At 62.7% G+C, this 25,841-nt stretch carries 25 protein-coding genes; 10 read left to right on the forward strand and 15 right to left on the reverse strand.

Features of this window, described 5'->3' with window-relative positions:
* Positions 1-16 precede the first annotated feature (16 nt).
* The 4 genes from NKI06_RS14640 to hemC form a co-directional block, all read right to left on the reverse strand.
* Positions 17-1,618 carry a heme biosynthesis protein HemY gene (locus NKI06_RS14640; RefSeq protein WP_352985933.1) on the reverse strand — a complete coding sequence of 534 codons (1,602 nt, stop codon included), beginning with the start codon at positions 1,616-1,618 and terminating at the stop codon, positions 17-19.
* Positions 1,619-1,628: 10 nt separating this feature from the next.
* Positions 1,629-3,119 carry a COG4223 family protein gene (locus tag NKI06_RS14645; RefSeq protein ID WP_352985935.1) on the reverse strand — a complete coding sequence of 497 codons (1,491 nt, stop codon included), beginning with the start codon at positions 3,117-3,119 and terminating at the stop codon, positions 1,629-1,631.
* Between the two features lie 112 nt (positions 3,120-3,231).
* On the reverse strand, positions 3,232-3,945 hold the full coding sequence (locus NKI06_RS14650) for a uroporphyrinogen-III synthase (RefSeq protein ID WP_352861379.1): 714 nt from the start codon (positions 3,943-3,945) through the stop codon (positions 3,232-3,234).
* Between the two features lies 1 nt (position 3,946).
* Entirely contained in the window at positions 3,947-4,870 is a 924-nt protein-coding gene (gene hemC / locus NKI06_RS14655; RefSeq protein WP_023683914.1) for a hydroxymethylbilane synthase, read from the reverse strand.
* A 120-nt stretch (positions 4,871-4,990) separates the two neighbouring features.
* On the opposite strand from hemC, the gene tsaD reads away from it, so the two are divergent.
* Entirely contained in the window at positions 4,991-6,076 is a 1,086-nt protein-coding gene (gene tsaD / locus NKI06_RS14660; RefSeq protein WP_352985985.1) for a tRNA (adenosine(37)-N6)-threonylcarbamoyltransferase complex transferase subunit TsaD, read from the forward strand.
* Positions 6,073-7,089, forward strand: a complete 1,017-nt coding sequence (locus NKI06_RS14665; RefSeq protein ID WP_352985937.1) for an NAD(P)H-dependent glycerol-3-phosphate dehydrogenase — start codon at positions 6,073-6,075, stop codon at positions 7,087-7,089. The genes tsaD and NKI06_RS14665 overlap by 4 nt, the downstream gene beginning before the upstream one ends.
* Here NKI06_RS14665 and NKI06_RS14670 read toward each other — a convergent pair.
* On the reverse strand, positions 7,086-8,915 hold the full coding sequence (locus NKI06_RS14670) for a DUF7056 domain-containing protein (protein ID WP_352985939.1): 1,830 nt from the start codon (positions 8,913-8,915) through the stop codon (positions 7,086-7,088). The genes NKI06_RS14665 and NKI06_RS14670 overlap by 4 nt on opposite strands.
* Before the next feature lie 198 nt (positions 8,916-9,113).
* Here NKI06_RS14670 and NKI06_RS14675 point away from each other — a divergent pair, with 198 nt between their 5' ends.
* Positions 9,114-9,962, forward strand: a complete 849-nt coding sequence (locus tag NKI06_RS14675; protein WP_352985941.1) for a methyltransferase domain-containing protein — start codon at positions 9,114-9,116, stop codon at positions 9,960-9,962.
* Between the two features lie 183 nt (positions 9,963-10,145).
* Here NKI06_RS14675 and NKI06_RS14680 read toward each other — a convergent pair whose 3' ends face one another.
* Genes NKI06_RS14680 through NKI06_RS14695 form a run of 4 tightly spaced genes read right to left on the reverse strand, consistent with a single transcriptional unit; the run spans position 10,146 to position 13,491 of the window.
* The gene (locus tag NKI06_RS14680; RefSeq protein ID WP_352985943.1) at positions 10,146-10,769 is read right to left on the reverse strand and encodes a class I SAM-dependent methyltransferase; all 624 of its coding nucleotides are present in this window, start codon (positions 10,767-10,769) and stop codon (positions 10,146-10,148) included.
* Between the two features lie 2 nt (positions 10,770-10,771).
* Positions 10,772-11,263 carry a GtrA family protein gene (locus tag NKI06_RS14685; protein WP_352985945.1) on the reverse strand — a complete coding sequence of 164 codons (492 nt, stop codon included), beginning with the start codon at positions 11,261-11,263 and terminating at the stop codon, positions 10,772-10,774.
* 4 nt (positions 11,264-11,267) lie between these two features.
* Entirely contained in the window at positions 11,268-12,272 is a 1,005-nt protein-coding gene (locus NKI06_RS14690; protein ID WP_352985947.1) for a glycosyltransferase, read from the reverse strand.
* Entirely contained in the window at positions 12,262-13,491 is a 1,230-nt protein-coding gene (locus NKI06_RS14695; protein WP_352985949.1) for a glycosyltransferase family 2 protein, read from the reverse strand. The genes NKI06_RS14690 and NKI06_RS14695 overlap by 11 nt, the downstream gene beginning before the upstream one ends.
* Positions 13,492-13,876: 385 nt before the next feature.
* Here NKI06_RS14695 and NKI06_RS14700 point away from each other — a divergent pair, with 385 nt between their 5' ends.
* The 4 genes from NKI06_RS14700 to NKI06_RS14715 all read left to right on the forward strand — a co-directional run bounded on the left by NKI06_RS14700 (position 13,877) and on the right by NKI06_RS14715 (position 15,862).
* Entirely contained in the window at positions 13,877-14,173 is a 297-nt protein-coding gene (locus NKI06_RS14700; protein ID WP_023670486.1) for a YciI-like protein, read from the forward strand.
* Positions 14,174-14,261: 88 nt separating this feature from the next.
* Positions 14,262-14,687, forward strand: coding sequence for an EVE domain-containing protein (locus NKI06_RS14705; protein ID WP_023737976.1), 426 nt, complete (start codon positions 14,262-14,264; stop codon positions 14,685-14,687).
* On the forward strand, positions 14,642-15,340 hold the full coding sequence (locus NKI06_RS14710; RefSeq protein WP_352985951.1) for a class I SAM-dependent methyltransferase: 699 nt from the start codon (positions 14,642-14,644) through the stop codon (positions 15,338-15,340). Before NKI06_RS14705 ends, NKI06_RS14710 begins: the two co-directional genes overlap by 46 nt.
* Positions 15,341-15,442: 102 nt before the next feature.
* Positions 15,443-15,862 carry a DUF1761 domain-containing protein gene (locus NKI06_RS14715; RefSeq protein WP_023698384.1) on the forward strand — a complete coding sequence of 140 codons (420 nt, stop codon included), beginning with the start codon at positions 15,443-15,445 and terminating at the stop codon, positions 15,860-15,862.
* A 15-nt stretch (positions 15,863-15,877) separates the two neighbouring features.
* Here NKI06_RS14715 and gcvA read toward each other — a convergent pair whose 3' ends face one another.
* Positions 15,878-16,798, reverse strand: coding sequence for a transcriptional regulator GcvA (gene gcvA / locus NKI06_RS14720; RefSeq protein WP_023670490.1), 921 nt, complete (start codon positions 16,796-16,798; stop codon positions 15,878-15,880).
* Between the two features lie 135 nt (positions 16,799-16,933).
* Here gcvA and NKI06_RS14725 point away from each other — a divergent pair, with 135 nt between their 5' ends.
* A complete protein-coding gene (locus tag NKI06_RS14725) occupies positions 16,934-17,173 on the forward strand; it encodes a hypothetical protein (RefSeq protein ID WP_023824350.1) in 240 nt (79 codons plus the stop codon).
* Between the two features lie 106 nt (positions 17,174-17,279).
* Here the strand turns inward: NKI06_RS14725 and NKI06_RS14730 are convergent, their stop codons facing one another.
* Entirely contained in the window at positions 17,280-17,816 is a 537-nt protein-coding gene (locus tag NKI06_RS14730; protein ID WP_196813612.1) for a L,D-transpeptidase family protein, read from the reverse strand.
* A 145-nt stretch (positions 17,817-17,961) separates the two neighbouring features.
* Here NKI06_RS14730 and NKI06_RS14735 point away from each other — a divergent pair, with 145 nt between their 5' ends.
* Together NKI06_RS14735 and NKI06_RS14740 are read left to right on the forward strand one after the other, a co-directional pair.
* Positions 17,962-18,645: a response regulator transcription factor gene (locus NKI06_RS14735; RefSeq protein WP_023670493.1), complete on the forward strand. Its 684-nt coding sequence runs from the start codon at positions 17,962-17,964 to the stop codon at positions 18,643-18,645.
* 177 nt (positions 18,646-18,822) lie between these two features.
* Positions 18,823-19,278 (forward strand): cyclic nucleotide-binding domain-containing protein, encoded by a 456-nt coding sequence (locus NKI06_RS14740; protein WP_023670494.1) that lies wholly within the window; start codon positions 18,823-18,825, stop codon positions 19,276-19,278.
* A 267-nt stretch (positions 19,279-19,545) separates the two neighbouring features.
* Here the strand turns inward: NKI06_RS14740 and xth are convergent, their stop codons facing one another.
* The 4 genes from xth to NKI06_RS14760 all read right to left on the reverse strand — a co-directional run bounded on the left by xth (position 19,546) and on the right by NKI06_RS14760 (position 25,815).
* Positions 19,546-20,352, reverse strand: coding sequence for an exodeoxyribonuclease III (gene xth / locus NKI06_RS14745; RefSeq protein WP_023730229.1), 807 nt, complete (start codon positions 20,350-20,352; stop codon positions 19,546-19,548).
* 198 nt (positions 20,353-20,550) lie between these two features.
* Entirely contained in the window at positions 20,551-21,231 is a 681-nt protein-coding gene (locus NKI06_RS14750; protein WP_352985955.1) for an outer-membrane lipoprotein carrier protein LolA, read from the reverse strand.
* 138 nt (positions 21,232-21,369) lie between these two features.
* Positions 21,370-24,039: a DNA translocase FtsK gene (locus tag NKI06_RS14755; RefSeq protein WP_352985957.1), complete on the reverse strand. Its 2,670-nt coding sequence runs from the start codon at positions 24,037-24,039 to the stop codon at positions 21,370-21,372.
* Positions 24,040-24,384: 345 nt separating this feature from the next.
* The gene (locus NKI06_RS14760) at positions 24,385-25,815 is read right to left on the reverse strand and encodes an ammonium transporter (protein ID WP_023670498.1); all 1,431 of its coding nucleotides are present in this window, start codon (positions 25,813-25,815) and stop codon (positions 24,385-24,387) included.
* Between the last annotated feature and the right edge of the window lie 26 nt (positions 25,816-25,841).

Consider the following 25,841-nt stretch of genomic DNA (forward strand, 5'->3'; position numbering starts at 1 on the left):
GATCATGCTTCAGGGATCAAAACAGGCGGAAGCGGCGCGGTGACTTCTCCGCTTCGTCATCGGGGTCGACGCCGGGGTCGTCGGGCAGCCGCGCCAGTTCCTCGGCAGGTTCGACGGGTTCGGCGTCGTTTGGTATTGCGGCGAAAGCGGCGGCGGTGACCGGCGTGACCTGGTCATCGCCCACAGCGGGCTTCGGCTCGGTCGGCGCCTCGCTGATCGTCTTGGCAACGGCGGGATAATCGATCACTTCGGCTTCCTTTGTCGGCTTGGCGGGTGCCGCAAGCACCGGCACATCGGCTTCGTCTTCATGGCTGTCGATGAGCTGGCCCAGCCGCTCCATCGGTGCGCGCCAGGCGAAAGCGTCGAGCTTGCCGCTGACCGGCGATACCGGCGCCCAGCGTTCGGAGACGACGCCGTCGGCGACCCAGGCCGGATCGCGCGGCGCCCTGACCGCCTTGGACAGCAATTGCCTGATCTTGCCCTGGTCGCCGGTCTCTGCCTCCTCGATATCGGCCAGCAGCAGGTAAGCGCCTTCCCGGCGATCCATGCGGATCGCGGCTTCCGCCTCGCGGCGGGCGGTGGAAAAATCCTGCGCATCGAGCGCGGCGCGCGCCACCGTCATCGACGATTCGGCATTGTTGCGCTTCAGCTCCTGCAGCTTCTTCGCCCGGTTGAGACGATCGACCACGGCATCTCCCGGCCTTGCATGGGTGTAGAGCTCGGCGATCTCGGGATGCGGCTCCGCCTTCCAGGCTGCCTCAAGGATCTTCGAGCCTTTGCGCACATCGTTCTGTTTGAACAGAAGATTGGCGGCTGCAACCGCGGCCGGCGCGAAATCGGGCGCGAGCTTGTTTGCCTCGAGTGCCGCTGCCTTGGCTGCATTGGGGTCGCTGTCGGTCAGCGCCTGCGCCTTGGCGGTCAACAGCACAGCGCGGCGGCGATTGGCGGCGTCGCGTTCGATCTGCCTGGTCGACTTCTGCGCCTCCACCAGCTTCAGCGCGCCGTCCCAGTCGCCGCGCCCGGTCAGATCTTCCAGCGTCGATTCGGCGGCCCAAGCCAGTTGCGGTGCGACGGAAGCGGCGCGCCCGGCATAGTGACGCGCCGCGTTGCGGTCGCCGAGCCGTTCGGCTTCGAGATAGAGCCCGCGCAGGCCGAGCAGCCGCATTTCGGGGTCGTCGAGCATGGCCTCGAATTTTTCGCGCGCGCCCTCATGGTCGCCTTCGAGCAGCGAGGCTTGCGCTTCGAGCAGCTGGATCAGCGGCTCCTGGTCGGAGCGGATCAGCTTGGCGGCTTCCTTGGACTTCTTGCGGGCCAGCGCGCCATCGCCGGCGCCGGCTGCGATCATGCCGGTCGACAGCGCCTGATAGCCACGGTCGCGGCGGCGGACGCGGAAATAGCGCGAGATCGTGTACGGGCTGTTCCACAGCGACTTGATCAGCCACCAGACGATCATCACCGCTGCGACGACGGCAACGATCGCCACCGCCGCCACCATCAGGCTGACCTGGTATTGGTAACCGTTGAAGGTGACGACCATCTCGCCGGGACGATCGGCCAGCCAGGCAAAGCCGAGGCCGAGCGCGAAGACGGCGGCGAGAAAGATGAGAATGCGGATCATCGTGTCGTCCTCATGCCTTCATCGCACCTGCAATCAGCGCGTCGACCTGCGTCTCGACGTCGATGCGCGCCTTCAGTTTGCCGGCAAAGTCGGCGCCGGCAGCCTTGACTGGATCCGGCAGCATTGCGTATTCGCTGAGCGCCTTGGCGTAGTCGCCCTGATTGACCGCCACTTCGATGCGCGCCACGGTTTCCGGCGCGCCGGCGCCTTCGACGGCGCCGATCGGCCGAACCTTGACCAGCGATTCGGCGCTCGACAAAAGGTTCTGGAAGAAGCCGGCATTTTCATCGACCGGCGTCGCCGCCGCGACCATCGCATTGGCCGCGGCATCGGCCTCGCCGGCGATCTCGGTGCGGGTCGGGACGCCCTTTTCAGCGTAGGGACGCAGCGCCGCAATCTGCGGTGCATCGGGCGAGATCGCTGCGAAGGTCTCCAACTCGGCGGCGAACGGCGCGCCGCGGTCAAGCGCCGCCTTCAAGGCCGAAGCGGCGATGGCCATCGCGATCTTTGGCTGCGAGGCCTGCGCATCGACCTTGCCGGCGAGCTGCGTCACCGACTGCTCCAGCGCGGCGATCTTGCCTTCCTGCGTCTTGGCTGCCTCACCGGCCGATTTCACCAGTGCGTCGAGGCCCGCCAGTCTTTCATTGAGCGGCGCGAGATCGACGGGCGCTGCACCACTGGCCTGGCCAAGGGCGGCAACCGCCGTCTCGATCTGCTTGACCTTGTCGCCAAGCGCTGCAAGCCCGGCATTGTCGCCGGCGCCGCCCTTTTCGACCGCCGATTTCAGCGATGCGACATCGGCCTTGACCTGATCCAGCGCCGAAGACAGCCCGTCGACCTTGGCGGTTGCGGCGCTATTGCCGCTGGCTTCCCTGAGGTCGGCGATTTCGCGCTTCAGCGAAGCGATCTCGCCATTGACGCCGTCGAGCGAGACCGTGCCCGCCCCTGAGCCCGGAGCGCCAAGCATGCCGGCAAACTGCAGCCCGCCGGCGGCAGCCAGCGCGATGACACCGCCGATGATGCCGGCGGCAATGCCGCTCGTGCGCTTCGGTTGCGCGGCCATGGGCTGGTTCCTGGCTGTTCTTGGGGTTTCCTTGGGTGCACCCGGCTTGGGCGAGGCATCCTCGAAATTGTAGTCGGAGGTTCTGGCGCGCGGTGGCGCATCCGAAGCGGTGGGATAAGGCTGCTCCGCCTGGGTGGACGCCTTGGCATCGGCGCTTTCGGGAGCGGCCTGCGCCGCGGCATCGGAGTGCTCCCACGGCTCGAGATCGGCTTGATCGGCATGAACGGGCTCGTCAGGCGTCTCCGGCTGCGCATTGGCCATGGCAGCCGCATCCTCGGCCGCAACCGATTCTGCCGGGCCCCCGACGTCATCCGAGTTGGCGACATCCGTCTTGGCGGCATCCGCATCGGCAATGCGCGAGACAGCGCCGGGTTCGAGTTCGATGGTCACCGGCTCGCGGCGGCTTTTCGAATGTCGCATCTTCGGCGTCTTGACCATGCCTGGGCTCCGCAATCCTGCTTCGTCTGGGCGCCCGACGGCGCGTGATGGTTTGAAAAATGGTCTAGCACATCATCATCAGGTGAAAAGGGGCGGCGTGATGACACGGGGCTCAGTCGCCGCGGTGCAACAGCTCAAGCAGCGCCTCCTCCTGCGGTTCCCGCGCCATGCGTATTTTTTTGCCGGCGGCATTGTCAAATGCCGCTGCCACGCGCTCGGAGAGCGCAAAAGCCTGCATGTTTTCAAAGAGATCGCGCAGCCCCGCCCGGTTGGTCAAGGCCTGCAACGCTGCCGCCGCCTTGGCTGAATAGAGCAGCACCGCGTCGACCGCCTGATCGGACAGGCGTGCACGGATTTCATCATCGGAATAATCGAGCGAAATCGTGTCGTAGGTTTCGACGGTGCGGACCTCGACGCCGACCTTTCGCAGCCGCGCCTCGAAGGCCGGAAACCGCACGCGCCCTGTGAGATAGACGACCGCCTTGCCGGAAAGGCCGGCAGCAATCGCCTCGGCCAGCCGCTCGGCGTCGCCCGCCCCTTCGCTGACCGACAAGAACCCTGCCGAACGTGCCGCTTCAGCCGTCCTGCGTCCGACGGCATGGCAAGGCAAGGCGGCGAGCGCACGAATGAGTTCTTTCGGCGCATGCCGCACGGCATTGGCGCTGGTCACAGCGACGGCCACGGCATTGTCGCTCGCAGCATCGGCGCCAACCGGCAGTGTCACCGTTTCGGTCAGCGGCAGAAGGAGCGGCTCAAATCCCAATTCCTGCAGCCGCCGCATGGTTCGCGACGCCCCGGGTTGCGGCCGCGTCACCAGGACACGCATATCAGACCCAGCCGTCGAAGAAGGTTTCGCCCGCTTTGACCCGCACCATCCTGGCCGCGTCCGTGCCGATGTCAGCGGCATCCAGCGCCAAGCCTTCAGCCTTGACCTCATGCGATTGCGTGCCATCGGGCGAAATGATCAGCCCGGCGAAAACCAGCCTGCCGCCCGATATCGTCGCATAGCCGGCGATCGGCGTGCGGCAGGAGCCATCGAGCGCCGCCAGGAAGGCGCGCTCACAGGCCAGCGCCTGGCCTGTCGGCACATCATGGATGGCCACCAGCATCTTTTCGACCTCGCTGTCGCCGATGCGGGTTTCGATGCCGATTGCGCCTTGTCCCGGCGCCGGCGGAAAAGCATCGAGCGGCATCAGATCGGTGACGACATGGCCGAGCCCGAGCCGCTTCAGCCCGGCATAAGCGAGGATCGTGCCTTCGGCGACGCCTTCCTCCAGCTTGCGCAGCCTGGTCTGCACATTGCCGCGGAACATGACCACGTCTAGGTCCGGCCGCATGCGCCGGATCAGCGCCTGACGCCTGAGCGAAGACGACCCGACCTTGGCGCCTTGCGGCAAATCAACAATGCGCTCCACCGCCTTGCCGATGAAGGCGTCCCGCGCATCCTCGCGCGGCAGGAAGGCGGACAGCTCCAGCCCGACCGGCAGCACTGTCGGCATGTCCTTGGAGGAATGCACGGCGATATCGATCGTGCCGGCCAGCAGCGCCTCTTCGATTTCCTTGGTGAACAGCCCCTTGCCGCCGGCTTCCGACAGCGGCCGGTCCTGGATGCGGTCGCCGCTGGTCGAAATGACGACGACCTCGAAGGCTTCCGCCGGCATGCCATGCGCTTCCATCAGCCGCGCCTGCGTCTCATGCGCCTGGGCGAGCGCCAGCGGGCTGCCGCGTGTTCCTATTTTCAAAGTTTGCATGGCGCGCGGTCCGTGATAACCCCCGGCTGGCTTTGCGTTTCCGGCGCTCTCCCTAGCGAGGCCCGCCTCTACTAACTAGGAAAGTCCGGCGACACAATCTCTGGAGACAGCGACGAATTGATCCGCGTTCTGGGCATTGAGACGAGTTGCGACGAGACCGCCGCCAGCGTGGTGACGCTGGACGGCGATTCCGTGCCGGTGATTGCGTCCAACATCGTGCTCAGCCAGATCGAGGAGCACGCCGCCTTCGGCGGCGTCGTGCCGGAGATCGCCGCGCGTGCCCATGTCGAGGCGCTGGACGGCATTGTCGAGGCCGCTCTTGCGGATTCGGGCGTAGCCCTGGCCGACATCGACGCCATTGCCGCTACTGCCGGCCCCGGCCTGGTCGGCGGGCTGATCGTCGGCCTGATGACGGCCAAGGCGATTGCAGCGGCCGCCGGCAAGCCGCTGATCGCCATTAACCATCTGGAAGGCCACGCACTGACCGCAAGGCTGACCGACGGGCTCGACTTTCCCTATCTGCTGCTGCTGGTTTCCGGCGGCCACACCCAGATCGTCGCCGTCCGCGACGTCGGCGACTACCAACGCTGGGCGACGACCATCGACGACGCGCTCGGCGAAGCTTTCGACAAGACGGCGAAAATGCTCGGCCTGCCCTATCCCGGCGGTCCGAATGTCGAAAAAGCCGCGGCCACGGGCGATGCAACGCGATTTGCCTTTCCACGGCCGATGAAAGGCTCGGCGCAGCCCGATTTCTCCTTCTCCGGCCTCAAGACCGCCGTGCGCCAGGCCGCAACCGCCATCCAGCCGCTGAGCGAGCAGGATGTCGCCGACATCTGCGCCTCGTTCCAGGCAGCGGTGGCCGATGCACTGGGCGACCGCGTGGCCCGCGCGCTGGCCCGCTTCCGCGAGGAATTTCCGGACAAGGCCAAGCCGGCACTGGTCGTTGCCGGCGGCGTCGCCGCCAACAGCACGATCAAGGCGACGCTGCAGAAGCAGTGCGCCGAGGCTGGCTTTTCCTTTGTCGCGCCGCCGCTCAAACTGTGCACCGACAATGCGGCGATGATCGCCTGGGCCGGCATCGAGCGGTTGCGGGCAGGCCTGTCGCAAGGGAACGGCTTCGATTTCGTGCCGCGTTCGCGCTGGCCGCTGGACAGCATTTCGGCGCCGATGATCGGCTCCGGCCGGCGTGGAGCGAAAGCATGAGTGCCGAAAAGACAAGCGGCAGGGACAAGACCGGCTGGCGCGTCGCCGTGCTTGGCGGCGGCGCCTGGGGCACGGCGCTGGCGCTGGCGATGCTGCGCGCCGGTCACGATGTCCGGCTCTATGCTCGCGACGAAGAAACGGTTTCCGCGATCCGCCGCGGCGAGAACCCGCGTTATCTCCCCGGCATCGCCATTGAAACAGGCATCGCGGCGACCAGCGATATCGACGCAGCCCTGACTGATGCCGATTGCGTGCTGGCTGTGGCGCCGGCGCAGGCGCTGCGCGCCATGTTGACGACGGCAAAGCCCCATATGCCAAAAGGCATCCCGCTGGTTCTCTGCGCCAAGGGCATTGAGCGCGATACCGGCGCGCTGCTGTCGGCAATCGTCGCCGACATCCTGCCGGAAAGCCCGGTCGCGGCTTTGTCCGGCCCGAGCTTTGCCACCGATGTCGCCAAGGGCCTGCCGACCGCTGTCGTGGTCGCCGCCCGCGACGACGCCTTGGCGGCCGAGCTCGCTGCCCGGTTTTCGGCGCAGAATTTGCGCTGCTATTCCAGCGACGATTTGATCGGCGTCGAGATTGGCGGCGCGCTGAAGAATGTCTTTGCCATAGCCGCCGGGGCAGTCACCGGCGCCGGGCTCGGCGCCAGCGCGCAGGCCGCCATGGTGACGCGCGGCTTCGTCGAACTGCGCCGCATCGGGGCGTCCTTCGGCGCCAAGCCGGAGACGCTGATGGGGCTTTCCGGCCTCGGCGACCTTTTGCTCACCTGCTCTTCCGCCCAGTCGCGCAATTTCGCCTATGGGCTGGCGCTGGGGCAAGGTAAGCCCTTGGCCGGGCTGCCGCTCGCCGAAGGCGTGCCGACGGCGGCGATCGCTGCCAGCATCGCCACCGAGCGCAGCATCGACGCGCCGATCATCGCTGCGGTGTCGGCGATACTGGACGGTACGATCACCATTCGGCAGGCTGTGACGGCATTGATGACTCGACCGCTGAAGACCGAAACCGATATTTAATTGTAAACTTCCGTGAACAGCCCAGCATTGTCCTCGCCAGGCACGATGCGGTTTTCGTAGTGACCTTCCGGGAGCAGCAGTGCCTCGGCCGGACCGCTGCGCAGGACAACATCGCTGACACCTGCCTCCAAGGACAAAGGCGAGGAATGCGGGATGCCGTTTATCTCGACCTCGCCGTCTGCAAGCTCCCCGTTCGTCGTGTACAGGCTGTATCGTCCGGCGACAGGCACCTTGAAAACGACCGAACGACCGGAATGAAGGCGACGACCGGCCATTCTGATGTTGGGAGCGATCTGGACGTAGCTGTCGCGGATAAGAGGGGCGATCACGGGATCGATCAGATCCATGCGATATGACCAGAGGACCATCTTGGGCGGAGAATCCGAGAGGATTTTGTACGCTTCCGATTCCCTGCCTTCCTGCAATGTTTTCAAGACATAATGCTGGTCGAGCCAGAGTGTGGAGGGTTCCTGTCGATTGGGCAGCATGGCGATACCGTCGAAATACTTCTCATCCGGCGCGAGCAAAGATTCCGTGCGCGCGACCAGTTCAAGCTGGGGCTGATTGCTGAGGCGAAGGTAAATGACATTGCTCGCGTAGCTCATGGCCACGGCTGTGATCAGCACCGCCAGGACAGGAACCCGGTAGCGCGCGTGGGTTGCAGTGCTGTCGAGAAGCTCCAATGACCAGAGCGCAATGAACGGCAACGCCATGATGAATACATAAGGCCAGGGCTGGTCATGCGTGAACACCAGCACCGTGATGACGAGCGAAAAGATCAGCGCAATTCGCCTTCGCTCATCGAGTTTCATGATCCGCATCAGCGACAGAGCCATGCCGGAGAAACAGATCCCATAAAGAAGGGCGTTCCGCGCCAGGGTCTGCAACACGAACTGCCTCAGGCCTCCGTAGTCACCGCCTCCACGCGTCGCAATCTCGACCGGGCCCAGTATGAGGTTTTTGGCCGCGAGAACCGGGGCGCCTCCACCGAAGATGAAGCAATAGACAATTACCGGAACAGCCCATCCAAGCACGAGCCACCCTCCGCGGACCGCACCTGTTGCGTAGCGTCTCGTCAAGGCTGCGTCAGCGACAAAGCCGACGCCGAGCGCAACGTTGAAGTAGACCGATTTCTGAGTGATGACGAAGGCAAGGCCACTTAACATGCCGGCGGCAACAAGCTGCCTTGCCTTCAACCCAGGTGCGCGCAGGACAACCAGCAACGCCGCCACGGCGAAGAACACTGCCGGGGGTTCGGCGATGGTGCGAAAGATGCGCTCCATGAAATTCGAAAAGCACAGGAGAACGAGGACGATCGTCAAAGCGCGCACGCGATCCTCGCCGAGAGCGCGAGCGCATGCGTAGATCAAAGCGATCGTCCCGCAGGCCAGCAGCGCAGTCTGCATGCGGCCAGCAAGCAGAATCGACGTGGCATTCCAGCCGATCAGATGAGCAATCTCATAAAAAACCGCATAACCGACCGCCTTGGGGTGCCAGATCGTACCGAACAGGCCGTTGGAGAAATATTTGGCCCATCCGAGTTGGACGAATTCATCCATGACGAAGCGGATGTTCCAGGCCAGAATGAACAGCAAGATGATCTTGAGTGCGATCAGGACATGCAGATAAATTGAGATTTGGCGCTGCCCGAGAGCGAACAGCTTGTTTGGTCCCGGCTCCTGCGTATTCAAGACAACCCCCTCGATCGTGCCCAGGCAGACCACCCCTACCCTTGCCGGACGCCAGCGCGTGCTGCCTCGCTGGGCGCACCGCCCTTCATCCCCAGACAATAACTTCCAGGCCGGCAGCTCCGCTTGGCGAAGCATGGTTCCACCGCGGTTAATTTTCCGAGCACTGTGCGGAACTGCGGCCGTCGCGCTTCGGATTCTTGCAGTGCTCCGCGCCAGCCAGTCTATTCGCAGCGGACTTTAGCCGCTGTTAGCCTTTTGCTTGCTAAGAAGGGGTTATGTTCAGACATGGCAACCTGCCTCCTGCGACAATGCGGAGGCTTGAAAGGACATCGCGTGCTACAACCCAAGATGGCATCGGGCCTCGTCTGCCCAGTCTGCTATTCCAAGCTTGGCACAAGCCCGGTTGCCCTGACCTGCGAATCTTGCCCTGCCACCTATCCCGTGCACAAAGGCATTCCGTTCTTTGTCGAGTCGCCGGTGAGGGAGGGCTTCGACGCGAGCTTCCATGAAGAGGCGTATGCCGGTACCAGTACGCGCGCCCGTCTCTACAATTCGCTGAAGCAGGTCATCACCAGCGAATATTCACCGCACGACACGCTGAATTCGTTTCTTGCGTCGATACCTCAGGACTCAATGATCGTTGAGTTCGGCTCCGGCGCACGGCGCGTCCGCCCCGATGTCCTCAACATCGACCTGTTCCCCACGCCGAACGTCGATCTGGTTGCGAATATCGAGCACACGCCGCTCGCGAGCAATTCCGTCGACTTCGTCATTCTGGACAGCGTGATCGAGCATGTTCCCAATCCGGTAGCGGTCGTCGATGAAGTGTTCCGTGTCCTGAAGCCGGGTGGAAAGCTGCTGTGCATCAACCCCTTCCTGTTCCCCTATCATGGCTATCCCGCCCACTACTGCAACTTCACGAAGGACGGGATCGAGCAGCTTCTCCAGCGGTTCGGAAAGGTGGAGGTCCAGACGCATCAAGGGCCGACAAGCGCGATCGTCAACATCCTGTCCGAATATATCGGCGTCGTTATCGGTCGAGAGAACCGAACCCGCTACATGGTAGCGAAAGCCGCGATCCTGACGCTGACATTCCCGTTGAAGTTTATCGACAAATTTCTGGTCGATCGCCCGGAGAGTCACCGGATCGCCAGCATGCTCGGCACCATCGCGACCAAATAGCGTGTCGTTGATCCGCGCGCGTACCGCCTAGAGCAATTCCAGGAAAAGTGTGAAGCGGTTTTCCCGGGAAAAGCGCGTAGCGCTTTCGCTGGGGAATTGCGCAAAAACAAAGAGATAGAGCGGTTCGCCGTTTCCGTGAAACGGTGAAACGTTCTAGCGACACGCCAGGATCTGCCCCATATGCTACCAGCTGAGCAGTTCACAATAATTCGGCCGGTCCGGCGACGCCGATGCTCTCTTTGCCGTCGGGAAATGCCGCCTTGCCATGGCCGCGAAGTCCGAGCGCGAAAACAAGACGACATGCTTGTCGCCGGTAATGTGCCGGTCCGCAAGAAGCGACAAGGTGGCGCGTATTCCACCAGGCTCGATGTCCTTCAAGATGATCTTCCGGCAGGCCCAGCGTTCGCAACTGTCGGCCAGCGATTTGAAGAACGCGTCGCGCCCATCGACCGGTACATGATGAATGACGTCGGAAATCGTGACGACATCGTAAGACCCCTGCACGCTGGAAAGGTCCGTCGCGGGCAGAAGTTCGACCTTCGCCCGATTGGCGTTGCTTAGAAACGCACCGATCGAAGGGGCGAGATCGCACATCGTAACCGTCAGGTCGGGGCGCCGATCGAGCAGCCGGTCGATGAGCGCTCCATCCCCGCCGCCGATGTCCAAAACCTTCGCGCCGTTCGGCAATTCGCGATCGAGAAAATCCGCGATTACATTGAGATTGACGAAAACACGACGGTAGACATCTCCGACCGGCTTGAAATGGCGGCCAAGAGCCCTGCGCATGATCTGACCTGGCGGTAACATTCTTATTCCTCGTTTCCCGCAAATTGCTGTGTGGTTGAGCGAGATGCCGTCGGCGCGGTTGCGGGCCGTAGATTGAACCGTGACAGGATAGCCAAATGGGCAACGACAACGTTCCAGATGAGTAACGCGACGGTGGCGATCGGAGACGCAATCGGGACACCAAGGCCAAGCCAGGAACAGAGAAGCACCATCATGGCTACCGAGATCGGGTAGGCCGCAGCCACGCCTGCCGCAAAACGCGCAAATGCCTTGACGCGAAGTGGCTTGCCGAAGGTGAACCAGCTGTGCAGCGCGTATCCGGTGGGCGTCACAGCCAGAAATGAAATCATGATGCCCAGCAGGTAGTGCCCACCCAGCTGATCAACCGCAATCATGATGGCATTGTGCGCAATTGCGCATATCGCTCCCACCACGGTGTATCGCCATCCCCGTTCCAGAAGCGGTCTTTCGCGCTGGTCCACTGGGCTGTCGGCGATCCTGGCAGAGCTGGACATTGCCTCAGAAAGCTCCTGTCAGTTTCGCGCGAAGCCGGCACATGACACGCTCCCGCAATCGCGAATCGCGCAAATAACGCCTCAATCCCGTCGGCCCGAGCGACAGCATAATGCGAGCGGCACGAACCAAAGCCTTCAAGTCGCCGCCTGACGCAGCCGCCAGCGACACATTGACGCTGATCGATGCCCGAGCAGCAGATTCGATCCGGCGCCGGCTGCGCGCCGAAAGCCGATCCAGATGGCGCTCCAGGACAGTCTGCATTTGCGAACGGAATTCGTTCGCATCGCGCGATCCGGTTACGGTCAGCGAATCGCCATGAACCCGGAAGGCCGTGGTTATCTCCTGGTGATAAATGACGGGTCCGGCAACGGCGAGCTTCGCCCATATATCCCAATCAGCCGTATACCAGAGCCTCTCATCCATACCCCCGCATGCCAGCCACGCATTCCGACGAAATATCGGAGCAGGCACGGACACGAAATTCTGGACGAGAAGCCGTTCCAGCAAGAATTCAGATTCGAGCACCTTGTCGCTCCGCAAGGGACAGTTCCAGCATCCCATTCGCCGGCCGTGGCGGTCAACGATCGCAGTCGGGGCCAAATGAAGCGTTGCTTCGGGAACGTCCGCGAGCCAGCGTCGCGTGGCCTCGATGCGCCCGGGCAACCACAAATCGTCTTGGTGGAGTATGCAGACATAGTCGGCGGCGGCCAGCTCAACGCCCAGATTGGTCTTCGACTGCCAAGGCCCTAGATCCTTTCGCCGAAGCAGCCGGAAGGCCGGCCGGTGGAGGAATCGCTCGACAATGGCAGAAGTGGCGTTTGTCGGGCTGCTGTCGATAATGATTATCTCGAGGTCGCCAGTCAGCTCCGCAGCAAGTGAATCAAGTGTCGCTCCAATCCATGCCGCCCCGTCATGGACAGGCATGACGACCGACAGAAAAGGCTTTTCGGCTGCGCGGCTTACGGCTTGAATTTCCGCTCGCGAGGCTGCTGAAGGGTTAGAACTCATGTCTGGCGCTCAATGTATCAAGCAGCAACTTGAGCACGAAGCCAGATAGCACCATGGACATGCCGGCCACGCAGATAGTGGTGACCACAAAGGTCAGATGCACTGATTGCTCCATGGGGCCACCGACAAAAATCCAATGTAGCGCCAGTGCCACGTCCGCCGCGAAGCCAGCTGCCGCGAGTACGCCACCGGAAAAAACCAGCCATTCCAAAGGGCGACCGCGCGTCAGCCATGACACAATTCGACCGCTGTAGACCGGATGGTAGATGGCGATTGCCACCTTTGCCAGCATACCGAACAGGATCGCTGAAAGGCCAATCAACGTCGCCATAGCCGAGAGCGCGACGAAGTGAATTCCGAAGTACCATCCACCGATGCGAACAGGTCCGGCAGCGAGAACTGCAAGGCCGGCAATGCCAGTGATCAGCAAGGTCAGCCCAGGCACGAGATACATGGTGTCCGGCGCGTGAGCAATAATGAGCCGCAAATGGCGCCAACCGTCGCGGAAGGAACGCAGATGCGGGGCGCGGTTTCGCTTGTCGGGGTAGAGCTTGATCGGCACTTCACGAATGGTGAGCCCAGCGCGATGCGCATTGATGATCATTTCCGAGGCGAATTCCATTCCCGGCGAGCGTGCGCCGATTTTCTGAAATGCCTCTCGAGTGAAGCCGCGCATGCCGCAATGGAAGTCGCGGATCGGAGATTTGTGCAGCCAGCGAGCGATGGTGGACAGGACGGGATTGCCCAGGTAGCGATGCAGTAGCGGCATGGCGCCCGGCTCGATACCGCCGGCGAACCGATTGCCCATGACAAAGTCCGCACCCAATTCCAACGCATCGATGAAATCGCCCAATTGGCTCCAGTCGTAGGAATCATCGGCATCGGCCATGATGAGATATTTGCCCTCGGCCGCTTCAACTGCAGCGCTGATTGCCGCGCCATAGCCCTTTACCGGCTGATGGACGACCCGCGCTCCCGACTGTTGCGCAATCTCCACCGACCTGTCCGTGGAGCCATTATCGCCGACGACGACTTCCCCCTTGACGCCGCGCCTCAAGAAGGCATCGAAGGCTTTGCGAATGCAAATGCCAATCGTCAATTCTTCGTTCAGGCAAGGAATAATTGCAGAGACGAGAACGCGCTCGGTCTCCATGCTGACCGTGAAAGCAGGCGTGGCGTCGTCGATCCTGACTGTCGTGTCCCCCGCGATGCTCTCCATTGCGTCCTCTATTCAGGCGTTCTGGAAGAACCAGCCCATCCCCACAACTGACCCGCTGGGAGCGTATCATATCGAAAATTGATTATCTTTGACTTACGAAATATCCAGTGGCGTCTTTATAAGCAGCAATCGCAAAGGCCAGGCGCTCTTTTTTCGCAATGCAGCGCTGTTGCCTGTGTCTGCTCTTTCGGGCGAAGCGATATCGTCTGTGACTTTCATCAAACTCATGTGGATCCATCATTTCAATGCCTTGGCCTTGAGCGGGGCGGAGATCCATCGCGACAGATCATTTGGCATTGACCCGAAGGCACCATAAAAGCAAAAACGCGGTTTCGGCAGTTCAAGGCGAACTTTAGTCGCAATCCCAACCCGGAGTTTCGAAAGCATGCTGTTTGCGTTGATTTGCAAGGACAAGCCCGGCAGCCTGCAGGTGCGGGTCGACACGCGGCCGGTCCACGTCGCCTTTCTCGAGGGCCTGAACGCCGACAACAAACTGGCCTTTGCCGGCCCGTTCCTCGACGCCGAGGGCAAGCCCAATGGCAGCCTCGTCGTCGTCGAAGCGCCCGATCTCGCCGGTGCGCAGGCGCTGTCGGCTGCCGACCCCTATGCCAAGGCCGGGCTGTTCGAAAGTGTCGAAATCCGCCAGTGGAACTGGACCTTCAACAAGCCGGCGGCTAGTTAGTTCCGACGGCGCCTAGAGCGATCCCAGGAAAAGTGTGGAACGGTTTTCCGTCCGGAATTGCGCAAAAAATAGTAGTTGGAGCAAAGACATGAACTACTGGCTGTTCAAATCCGAACCTTCGGTCTTCTCCTTCGAGGCGCTGAAGGCCAAGGGCAAGGCCGGCACGCAGTGGGACGGCGTGCGCAACTATGCAGCGCGCAACAACATGAAGGCGATGCAGATCGGCGATCTCGGCTTCTTCTATCACTCCAATGAAGGGCTGAACGTCGTCGGCATTGCCGAGGTCTGCAGGCTTGCCCATCCCGACAGCACCACCGACGATCCGCGCTGGGAATGCGTCGACATCCGAGCCTTCAAGGATGTGCCGAACCCGCCGACGCTGGAACAGGTCAAGGCCAATCCGAAACTCGCCGAGATGGCGCTGGTGCGGCTTGGACGGCTTTCCGTACAGCCGGTGACGCCGGCCGAATGGAAGGAAGTCTGCCGCATGGGCGGCCTGACGCCGGCTCCGTGACGGCCCTCATGCCGAACAGCGCGAAAAAGTTCATTCTCGACAACACGGCGCTTATGTCGCCGCCGCATGTGCCGGAGATTGTGCTCAATCTTGCCGACGAAGCGCATGACCTCTGGCAGCGCACGGAGAACGAGCTGATCGAAATCGGCCTGCCGCCGCCGTTTTGGGCCTTTGCCTGGGCCGGCGGTCAGGGCCTTGCCCGTCACGTGCTGGACAATCCGTCGGATCTGCGGGGCAAACGCGTGCTCGACTTCGCCTCCGGCTCCGGCCTTGTCGCCATCGCCGCCGGCAAGGCGGGTGCGGCGCACGTGATCGCCGCCGACATCGACCCGTTCTGCGAAACGGCGGTCCGCCTCAACGCAAAGGCCAATGGCGTTGCCATCGACTTTTGCGGCACGGACTGCATCGGCACCGACGCCGGCTGGGACGTGGTACTGGCCGGCGACGTCTTCTACGACAAATCCTTCGCCGACACGCTGATGCCGTGGTTTTCGACACTGAAGGCGCGCGGCGCTGACATCCTCGTCGGCGATCCGGGCCGCTCCTACATGCCGAAGGCGGGACTGGAGCCGCTCGCCGTCTACGAAGTGGCGGTGACGCGGGCGCTGGAGGACGCCCTGGTCAAGCGCACCACGGTGTGGCGCTTCGCTTGACGGCATTGCCGAACAGGCGTTCCATCGCGCATTTTGAAGAATACGCATGTCGTTATCCCAGAACCGTCAGGCTTTGGGCGGCATGCTTGAGGGGAGGACTTTATGGATTTTTCAGTGGTGAACTGGCTGGCGGTGGTTGTCGCGGCCGTCGCGGCGTGGCTGTTTGGCGCCGTCTGGTACACGGCCCTCAGCAAGCCTTGGATGAGGGCGGCCAGGATCGATCCGTCAACGTCAAAGAAATCGATATTGCCCTTCATCATCTCCTTCATCGCCGAGCTGATCATGGCGCTGGTCTTGGCCTTGGTCGTCGGCGCGATGACGGGCGGCGAGCCGGTCCTTGTCGCAGGGCTGGTCTTCGGCTTCGTCCTCTGGCTGGGTTTCGTCGCCACGACGCTGACGGCCAACCATCGCTATGAGAATTTCGGCTGGGACCTGACCCTGATCGACGGCGGCCACTGGCTCGGCGTGCTGTTGATCATCGGCGCGGTGATCGGCTGGTTCGGGACGCCGGTCGCCGGCTGAGGCCTGCAGAAATCGTCAGGTCTGCGTCCTGGCGACTTCGTCGAGGATCCATTCACGGAAAGCGATGATGCGCGGATCGTTGGCAGTGCTCTCGGGATAGACCAGGAAGTAGCCGAACTCCGGCCCCACGCGCAGACCGAGTTCAAAGGGCTGCACCAGCCTTCCCTGGGAAAGGTCGTTTGCCACCATGGCGAACTCGGCGAGCGCCACGGCATTGCCGTCGAGCGCCGCCTGCACGGCATCGGTAGAGGTTCCAAACACGATAGTCCGGCTGTCGTCGAAATCGTTGATGCCGGCCGCCGCCATCCACATGCGCCAGTTCGGCCATGTCACGCCTTGGCGCGACCATTCGATATGGGCCAGCGTGTGGTTGAAGAGGTCGCGCGGTTCGCGCAGCGGCGGGCCGGAGGTCAGCAGGCTCGGGCTGCACACCGGAATGAGGATGTTGTCGAACAGGCGATGGGCGCGAAGCCCCGGATACTTGCCAACCCCGAACCGGATGCCGACATCGACATCGTCGAGTTCGAAATCGCGCACTTCGTAGCCGATGTCGAACCTCAGTTCGATATTGGGCTGAAGTTTGCGAAAATCATCGACGCGCCGCATCAGCCATTTTGACGCGAACTGCGCGTCGAGCGTCACCTTCAGCAATGCCGTGCCGCGCGTCAGCTTGCGCGCCCGCGACACCGCCCGGTTGAGCAGGTCGAGCGCATCGATCGAGGCCTCGAACAGCACCGTACCTGCCTCGGTCAACCGGATGGTACGACTGGTTCGCGTGAACAGCACCAGCCCGAGCTGATCCTCGATTTCCTTGATCTGGTGGCTGACCGCCGCCGGCGTCAGCCCGAGCTCGTCGGCAGCGCGGGTGAAATTGAGGTGGCGGGCGGCGGCTTCCAGAGTCCTCAGCGCGCGCGTTCCGGGCAACAGACGGGACATCACCGTATCCTCAAATAAAACTTGACGATCCGAAAAGAACTACTCGTTTCTCTTATGGATTTCAATGCGGCATGATGCATCCATCGAAACACCATCAAGCCGGATTTGATATCCGGCGGAACACGGGAGCGCATCATGTCCATCTTCGTTTTGAACTCGCCAGCAGCTCGCTCGAACTGGTTCCATGCCGTAACGGACTGGCTTCGCCAGGCGAAAGTCGCCGTCAACCTGCCGCGCCAGGACGTGGAGGATCTGTCGGATCGCCAGCTGCGCGATGTCGGCGCGCAGCGCAAGGACGTGACGCGGGCCGTGGACCGGGAACTCGGCCGGCTTGGATTGCTGGACACTGGGTGGCAGAAGCCGAGAAGGCGTTAGGCAATGGTGAGTAGTGAGTAGTGAGTAGTGAAGGATTGAAACGGCGCCGACACCAGCCTACTCCCTACTCCCTACTCCCTACTCCCTACTCCCTACTCCCTACTCCCTACCTCACCACCCTCACCACCGTCCGGTCCGACACCAGCGGCAACAGCCGCGCCATTGTCCGCGCCGTCACCGCCACGCAGCCTTGCGTCGGTGTGAAGCCTGGGCGCGCCAGATGGAAGAAGATGGCGCTGCCGCGGCCGCGCCGGCGCGGCGCCATGTTCCAGTCGAGCACCAGGCAGGCGTCATAGAGGCGGTCGTCGCGCCGCATTCGCTCATGGCTGGCGCCATAAGGGATTTTCACCGGCCGGTTGTAGTTGCGGTCGTCCGGCACCTCGCACCAGCCGAGATCGGCGCCGATCGGCGCCATCGCCAGCCGGGTTTTGCGGCCGGCCGCGAAATGATCGCCCCGAAAATATCCTGACAAAATCCGCATCTCGCCAAGCGGCGTCGCACCGTCGCCTTCGCGCTTGTTGGCCGAGATGCCGCCGCGTCCGAGCGCACAGGCAAACACCTTGCTGCCGGCCTGCAATATCCCCTGGCTGGGGTTGCCCGGCCTCGCCCGAACCACCAGCACACGCAGCCCTTTCGGCAAAATTGCGCCGGCTGCATTGCGATCGCGTTTTTTCTTGTATGATCGTGTCACGGAACAAATCACTGTGATCGGACTGTTGCGCCGGTCAGCTTCCGCATAAATGGGGGGCGGTCAACTGAAAATTCTTTTCAAAACAATGGATTGATCCATGACATCACGTACCATTCTGATCGTTGACGACGATGACGACCTGCGCGGAACCCTCGTCGAGCAACTGGCCCTTTACGAAGAATTCGACGTCTTGCAGGAAGCGACCGCCGCCAAAGGCGTCGCCGCGGCGCGCGGCGGGCTCATCGACCTGCTCATCATGGATGTCGGGCTGCCGGACATGGATGGCCGCGAGGCGGTGAAGATCCTGCGCAAGGGCGGCTACAAGGCGCCGATCATCATGCTGACCGGCCACGATACCGATTCCGACACAATTCTGGGCCTCGAGGCCGGCGCCAACGACTATGTCACAAAGCCGTTCCGCTTCGCCGTGCTGCTCGCCCGCATACGCGCACAACTGCGCCAGCACGAGCAGAGCGAGGACGCCACCTTTTCGGTCGGGCCCTACACGTTCAAGCCCAGCCAGAAGCTTCTGATCGACCAGCGCGGCGGCAAGGTGCGGCTGACCGAGAAGGAAGCCTCGATCATCAAATATCTCTATCGAGCCGACCAGAAGGTGGTGACGCGCGACGTCCTGCTTGAGGAAGTGTGGGGCTACAATTCCGGCGTCACCACGCACACGCTGGAAACTCACGTCTACCGGCTGCGCCAGAAGATCGAGCGCGATCCTTCCAATGCTGAAATTCTTGTGACAGAAAGCGGCGGCTACAAGCTGGTTCCTTAAACTTGTCATTGTTCAATAAGCGGTCGGGGCGGGACTGTTTCGGGGAGGATCCGGCTGGGGGAGCCTGGATCAGCCCGCTGCGCAGATTGAAGTGTTAGAGCGTCCTTTGCGCGTCCAATTGGACACGCGGCGCTCTAAAGGAGGGATTGGACTGACCGTTCGGGGACGCAGCTAGAGATGGCGCTGGATGACGACATCCGCATCCTGTCCGCCGTGAAGCTCTTTGAGGGTTTCACGCAGGAACAGCTGCGCCTGCTCGCCTTCGGCGCCGAAGCCACCCATCTGCAGGCCGACCGCAAGCTGTACCGCGAGGATGACGAAGCCGACTCAGCCTATATCGTGGTCAGTGGCCGCATCGTGCTCTACCGCGAGCATGACGGCGACCGCATCCCGATCGGCACCGCCGGCCCCGGCACGATCCTCAGCGAACTGGCGCTGATCGCCGACTCAAGACGGCTGACCAGCGCCTCAGCCGAGACCGATTCGGAAGTGATAAGGTTGAGCCGCAAGATGTTTCGCCGCATCCTGGAGGAATATCCCGAGGTGGCGGTGAAACTGCACCAGCGAATCCTCGATGATTTTCAGGCCATGATCGCCCGCATCGAGAAGCTGGCGCCAAGGTTTGGCGGGTAGGACACGGGCGACTGTAACCCCACATCGACCGTTCAAAATTGGCGCTAAGCCCCCTGACCTTCGTCATCCTAGGGCGAAGCAGGAGCGAAGCGACGTCGCGGAGACCTAGAATCCATTCCGTGATCTCGATCGAAGGATGCCGCGGAGCAGAATTCTTCACCGTTTCAACCCTTTACCGTCAGGGCATGCATCCAAGGGTCTGCGCCCCGCTTCGCGTCGCTCCGCCCTAGGATGACGAATTCACGGGCTGCGCCCATCCCCAATTTCCTAATCCAAGTCGAACCGCGCAATCACCGGCACATGGTCCGAGGGCCGCTCCCAGCCACGCGCCTCTCGCAGGATCTCATAGCCGGCAAAGCTCGGCACCAGGTTCGGTGACGACCAGACATGGTCGAGCCGGCGGCCGCGGTTCGAGGCTTCCCAGTCCCGCGCGCGATAGCTCCACCAGGTGTAGAGCTTCTGCTCTGGCGGCACGTCGAGCCGCATCAGGTCGACCCAGTCGCCGGCGATCCGCATCGCGTCGAAATTTTGCGTCTCGACCGGCGTGTGGCTGACGACGTTGAGCAATTGCTTGTGCGACCAGACATCGTGCTCCTGCGGAGCGATGTTGAGGTCGCCGACCAGGATCGAGGCGGACGCCTCGTCATGCGCGGCGCGGATGGCGTTCATCTCGGCAACGAAATCGAGCTTGTGGCGGAACTTGCGGTTGATCTCCGGATCGGGCTCGTCGCCGCCGGCCGGCACGTAGAAATTGTGGACCAGGATTGCCTTGCCGCCGGCCTGCACCTTGACCGACAGGTGCCGGCTGTCATCGATCTCGCAGAAGCGCCGTTTCTCGACAATCTCGATCGGCCGCCGCGCCACCGTCGCAACGCCGTGATAGCCCTTCTGGCCATGGAATGCGATGTGCTCGTAGCCGGCCTTGCGGAACGCCTTTTCCGGAAACAGCTCGTCGGGAACCTTCGTCTCCTGCAGGCAAAGCACATCGGGCGCCTGCTCCGTCAGCAGCCGCTCGACGATCGGCATGCGCAGGCGCACGGAGTTGATGTTCCAGGTGGCGATGGAGAAGGGCATGCGGCGGTCCGAACAAGGTCGCCGATCTACTGCCAGCCGAGCGCCACAAACACAAGCCAGCCTTTGCGGGCGGCGGCCCTGATTCAGGTCAGGCCGAGTCGAAAATGGTGGTCTCCGAGAACCGGAGCGGAGCGTACTTAAACCACGTGAGCGCCGGAAGCGCAGGAGATCGCCATTTGCAGGCCGGCCTGACCGGATCTAGCGGTGGTTGGTGTTCAGCTCGCGGTTCGCCGTATAGTCGATGGCGAACGTATCCGCAGGGAAGCTGACGCCTTCCTTGGTGTTGTAGATCATCACCGTGGTGTCCTTGCCCTGGGCGTCGGTGATGGTCCACTGGCGCAGATCATAGGATTTCGGATCGAACATCATGGTGATCTTCGAATTGCCGAACACCGACTTGTCGGCAAGCTGGATGGTGGTGAGGTCGCTCTCTTCCTTGATCGATTTGACGCGGCCGCCCGAGAGGTCGATCTTGGTGTCGAGCAATAGCTTCAGCGGCGTCTTCGACAACGGATAGAGATCGGACGTTTTCAGCCGCTTGTTGAGGATGACCACCGACTTGCCGTCGGAAATCACCCGGAAATTCGACTTGCCGTCATAGTTGAAGCGAATCTTGCCTGGCCGCTCAAGGAAGAACTTGCCGCCGGTCTGCTGGTTGTTGGGGCCGAACTGGACGAACTCGCCGCTCATCGATTTGACCGAGGAGAAATGGTCGGCGATCTTTTGCGCCGTCGGCGGCACCGCCGCCTGCGCCGAGGCCAAGAGCTGGAACCCCGGCACGACGTTGATTGCCGCGGCGCCGGCAAGCATCAGGCCAAAGCCGAGCAACTGGCGACGGTTTGGAGCGAAATCGCTGATCGCGGAAAGATCGTTTTTCATGCCGGTCACTCTCGTGTGGTGTGTGTCTCGTTGCAGTCCGTGGACCCCCAGTTAGACTTAAGTTTGGCGGGCCGGACAGCGCTCAGTCGCTGTAACGCGCCAAAAGGTTCAAGGTTGCCGCCGGGCCGTATCGGCTGATCAGAACTTGTCGTCCTCGGTCGGCACCAGGATTTCGCGTTTGCCGGCATGGTTGGCCGGGCCGACAATGCCTTCCTTCTCCATCTTCTCGATGATCGAGGCGGCGCGGTTGTAGCCGATGCCGAGCCGGCGCTGGATATAGCTGGTCGACGCCTTGCCGTCGCGCAGCACGACCGAGACCGCCTGGTCGTAGGGATCGTCGGAATCCTCGAAATTGCTGTTGCCGCCGCCGCCAGCGCCGCCCTTGCCCGACGGCTCGTCATCGTCCTCGCCGTCATCCTCGGTGATGGCGTCGAGATATTCGGGCACGCCCTGCAGCTTCAGATGGGCGACGATCTTCTCGACCTCGTCGTCGGCGACGAACGGGCCGTGCACGCGCTGGATGCGGCCGCCGCCGGCCATGTACAGCATGTCGCCCATGCCGAGCAGCTGCTCGGCGCCCTGCTCGCCCAGAATGGTGCGGCTGTCGATCTTCGACGTCACCTGGAAGGAGATACGGGTCGGGAAATTGGCCTTGATGGTGCCGGTGATGACGTCGACCGACGGACGCTGCGTCGCCATGATGACATGGATGCCGGCCGCGCGCGCCATCTGTGCCAGGCGCTGCACCGCGCCTTCGATGTCCTTGCCGGCGACCATCATCAAATCGGCCATCTCGTCAATGATGACGACGATGTAGGGCATCGGCTCGAGATCGAGGTTCTCGGTCTCGTAGATCGCCTCGCCGGTCTGGCGGTCGAAGCCGGTCTGCACGGTGCGCGAGATTTTTTCGCCCTTCTTTTCAGCCAACTGCACGCGCGCGTTGAAGCCGTCGATGTTGCGCACGCCGACCTTGGACATCTTGCGGTAGCGGTCCTCCATCTCGCGCACGGTCCATTTCAACGCCACCACCGCCTTCTTCGGGTCGGTGACCACCGGCGTCAGCAGGTGCGGGATGCCATCATAGACCGAAAGTTCCAGCATCTTCGGGTCGATCATGATCAGCCGGCAGTCCTGCGGCGTCAGCTTGTAGAGCAGCGACAGGATCATGGTGTTGATGGCGACGGACTTGCCGGAGCCGGTGGTGCCGGCGACCAGCACATGCGGCATCTTGGCGATGTCGACGATCACCGCCTCACCATTGATGGTCTTGCCCAGCGCCAGCGCCAGCTTGGACTTGGTCGTCTCGAAATCGCGGCTGGCCAGGATCTCCCGGAGATAGACGGTCTCGCGCTTGGCATTCGGCAATTCGATGCCAATGGCGTTGCGGCCGGGCACCACGGCGACGCGGCAGGCAATCGCGCTCATCGAGCGGGCGATGTCGTCGGACAGGCCGATGACGCGCGACGATTTGATGCCGGGCGCCGGCTCCAACTCATAGAGCGTGACCACCGGGCCGGGCCGTACCGCGATAATCTCGCCCTTGACGCCGAAATCCTCCAGAACGCCTTCGAGCAGGCGCGCATTCTGCTCCAGCGCGTCCTTGGACAGGCTGGCGTCGCGCACCACGTTCTTCGGCTCCGACAGGAAATGCAGCGACGGCATTTCGAATGTTTCCGAGCCAATCAGCGAGGTCTGCGCCTCGCGCTGGACGCGCGCGCCCGGAGCGGGACGCGGCGCAGGTGCGGCGACGCGGGTCGCCGCATCGGAGCGGAAGTTCTGCACCTTGGCGTTAGGCGCGGCACGGCGCTGGACCGGCTCGTCGTCGAGTTCGACCTCGTCGTCGCCATTGTCGAAACCGGCATCGAGGACGTCGTCATCGTCCGGATCGACGGAAACGCTGCGGTCATTGACCATGGCGGCGAAGAATTCCGGCTCGACGCGGGCGCGGCCATCCGGGCTCATCCGCGCTTCGGCGAATTCCGCCGATTCGACCCGTTCGGCGGCGCGGCGCCATGCGGTGGAGCGCTGCTCCATCTCCGGCTCGAACTCGTCGCGCTCCTGCTGGCGGCGCACAGCCCTGCGATGCATCCAGGCGCGGAAAGACAGCCACCAATGGGTAATGGCGCCGAGCGCCAGTATCCCTTCGTCGCCCTCGTCGTCGTCTTCGTCGAAGAGCAGGTCGTCCTCTCGGGGATCGGGCTCCGCGGTGCGCTCCATGACGGCAAAGCCGTTCTTGCGCGCAATCAGCGCCGAGCCATAGGCAAACAGCCACAGCGCCGGCGCAATGAGCACCATGGCAATGATGCTGGCAACGATTCCGGTCGGGTAGCCGCCAATGACCAGGCCCGGAACATTGAGCACCATGTCGCCGAACACGCCACCGAGGCCGGTCGGCAACGGCCACGTCTTGGGCGGCACCACGCAGCCGGCCATCGCCGCCGCGAGCAGCGCGAAGCCGAACCAGGCAAGGCCGCGCTTCGGCAGCCTGTCGACGCCGCGCGCCGAAAACAGAAGAAAGCCCCAGATCACCGCCGGCACCAGGGTGGCGACCGCGGCAAGGCCGAAGAACTGCATGGCGAGGTCGGAGAACACCGCGCCCGCATAACCCATGGCGTTGGTGACGATGTTGTCGGTGGCGTGCGAGAAGCTGGGATCGGCGACGTTCCAGGTCGCCAGCGCCGCGACGCCGAAGGCGACCAGCGCAAACAGGCCGGCGCCGACCAGCCGCCCGACCTGGCGCCGCGCGAATGCCTGGATGCCGTGCCCCGTATCGGTCAGCGCGAGCGGTGCTGAAGCCCCTGAACGCATGCTTCGTTCCCCGTCTGTCATGGACTGGCCGGGCGCATGACGCACTCCGGCAGATTCGGATGTCAGACTATCGGGGGGAAGGTTAAGGCCGCATTAACTATACGCACCCAGAGCCACGATCTTGCTCACTCCACTGTAGGCAGTCTCAACAGTTCGGAACCAATCCGGTCGACGTCTCCCCGCCGGCGGCCATCACTAGAACGTGATTGCGCAGGGACCGAGGCCTGCCAGCACGGTTGCCAAAAAGAGAGGCCCGGAATGACCCGGGCCTCAAAGCGTGAACTCCTTTCGGGAGCGTCACGACGGGATGGGAGAATGCGGGCGGCCAAGGCCGCCCCGCAAGGCTTACGAGTGGTAGGCCGCTTCGCCATGCGAAGTCAGGTCGAGGCCTTCGCGCTCGGCGTCGGCTGTCGGACGCAGACCGATGATCAAGTCGACGACCTTGTAGAGGATTGCGCTGCCGATGCCCGACCACAGCAGGGTTACCAGGACGCCTTTGCCCTGCGCCAGGAGCTGCGTGGCCGTGCCGGCATAGCCGGCGGCGAAGTCGGCCGTCGAATAGTCGACGATGCCGGCGCCGCCGAGGGCGGGATTGACCAGAATGCCAGTGCCTAGCGCACCGATGATGCCACCGACGCAGTGGACGCCGAAGACATCGAGGCTGTCATCATAGTCGAACGTGTTCTTCACCACCGAGACGAAGAAGTAGCAGACGAAGGTGGCGACGATGCCAAGCACGATAGCGCCCATCGGGCCGGCAAAACCTGCAGCCGGCGTAATCGCGACGAGGCCGGTGACCGCGCCCGAAACAGCGCCGAGCATGGAGGCTTTGCCGCGCAGCAGCGATTCAAGCACGATCCAGGCCACTGCCGCCGCCGCCGTGGCGACGAAGGTGTTGATCATCGCCAGCACCGCATAGGCGTTCGCTTCGAGGTTCGAACCGGCGTTGAAGCCGAACCAGCCGACCCACAGCAATGAAGCGCCGACCATGGTCAGCGTCATCGAGTGCGGCGCCATGATGTCCTTCTTGTAGCCGATGCGCTTGCCGATCATCAGCGCGCCGACGAGACCGGCAATGCCCGCATTGATGTGAACGACCGTGCCGCCGGCGAAGTCGATGGCGCCGAAGCTGAAGATCAGGCCGGACGGGTCGGCATAGGCGCTCGGGCCGCCCCAGAACCAGACCATGTGCGCGATCGGGAAGTAGATTAACGTCACCCATAGGATAACGAAAAGGATCAAGGCGGAGAATTTGACGCGTTCGGCGAATGCGCCGACGATCAGGGCGGGCGTGATGCAGGCGAAGGTCATCTGGAAGACGACGAACACCAGTTCAGGAATGGCGACGCCCTTGCTGAAGGTTTCCGAAAGCGTCGATACGTTGACGCCGGAGAGAAACATTTTCGAAAGGCCGCCGACGAAGGCGTTGCCCGGGGTGAAGGCGAGGCTGTAGCCGTAGAAGACCCAGATGATCATGACCACACTGGTGATGGTGAAGACCTGCATCAGCACCGACAGCATGTTCTTGGTACGAACCAGGCCGCCGTAGAAAAGCGCAAGGCCGGGAATGGTCATCAACAGCACCAGCACGGTGGAAATCATCATCCACGTGGTGTCGCCCTTGTCGACGGTAAAAGCCGGCGCTGCTGGCGCTGCCGCCGCGACGGCGGGAGCCGCCTCCTGCGCGAAGGCAGCAACCGTGCCCAATGCTCCGAGCGCTAAGGAGCCCAGCAGCGCGGAGCGCGCCACTGACTTCAAGGTGGAAGGTATATTCATTGAACTCTCCATTGGAATACGTGTTC

It is taken from the genome of Mesorhizobium sp. M0772 (assembly GCF_040320135.1).
Taxonomy (GTDB): Bacteria; Pseudomonadota; Alphaproteobacteria; order Rhizobiales; family Rhizobiaceae; genus Mesorhizobium.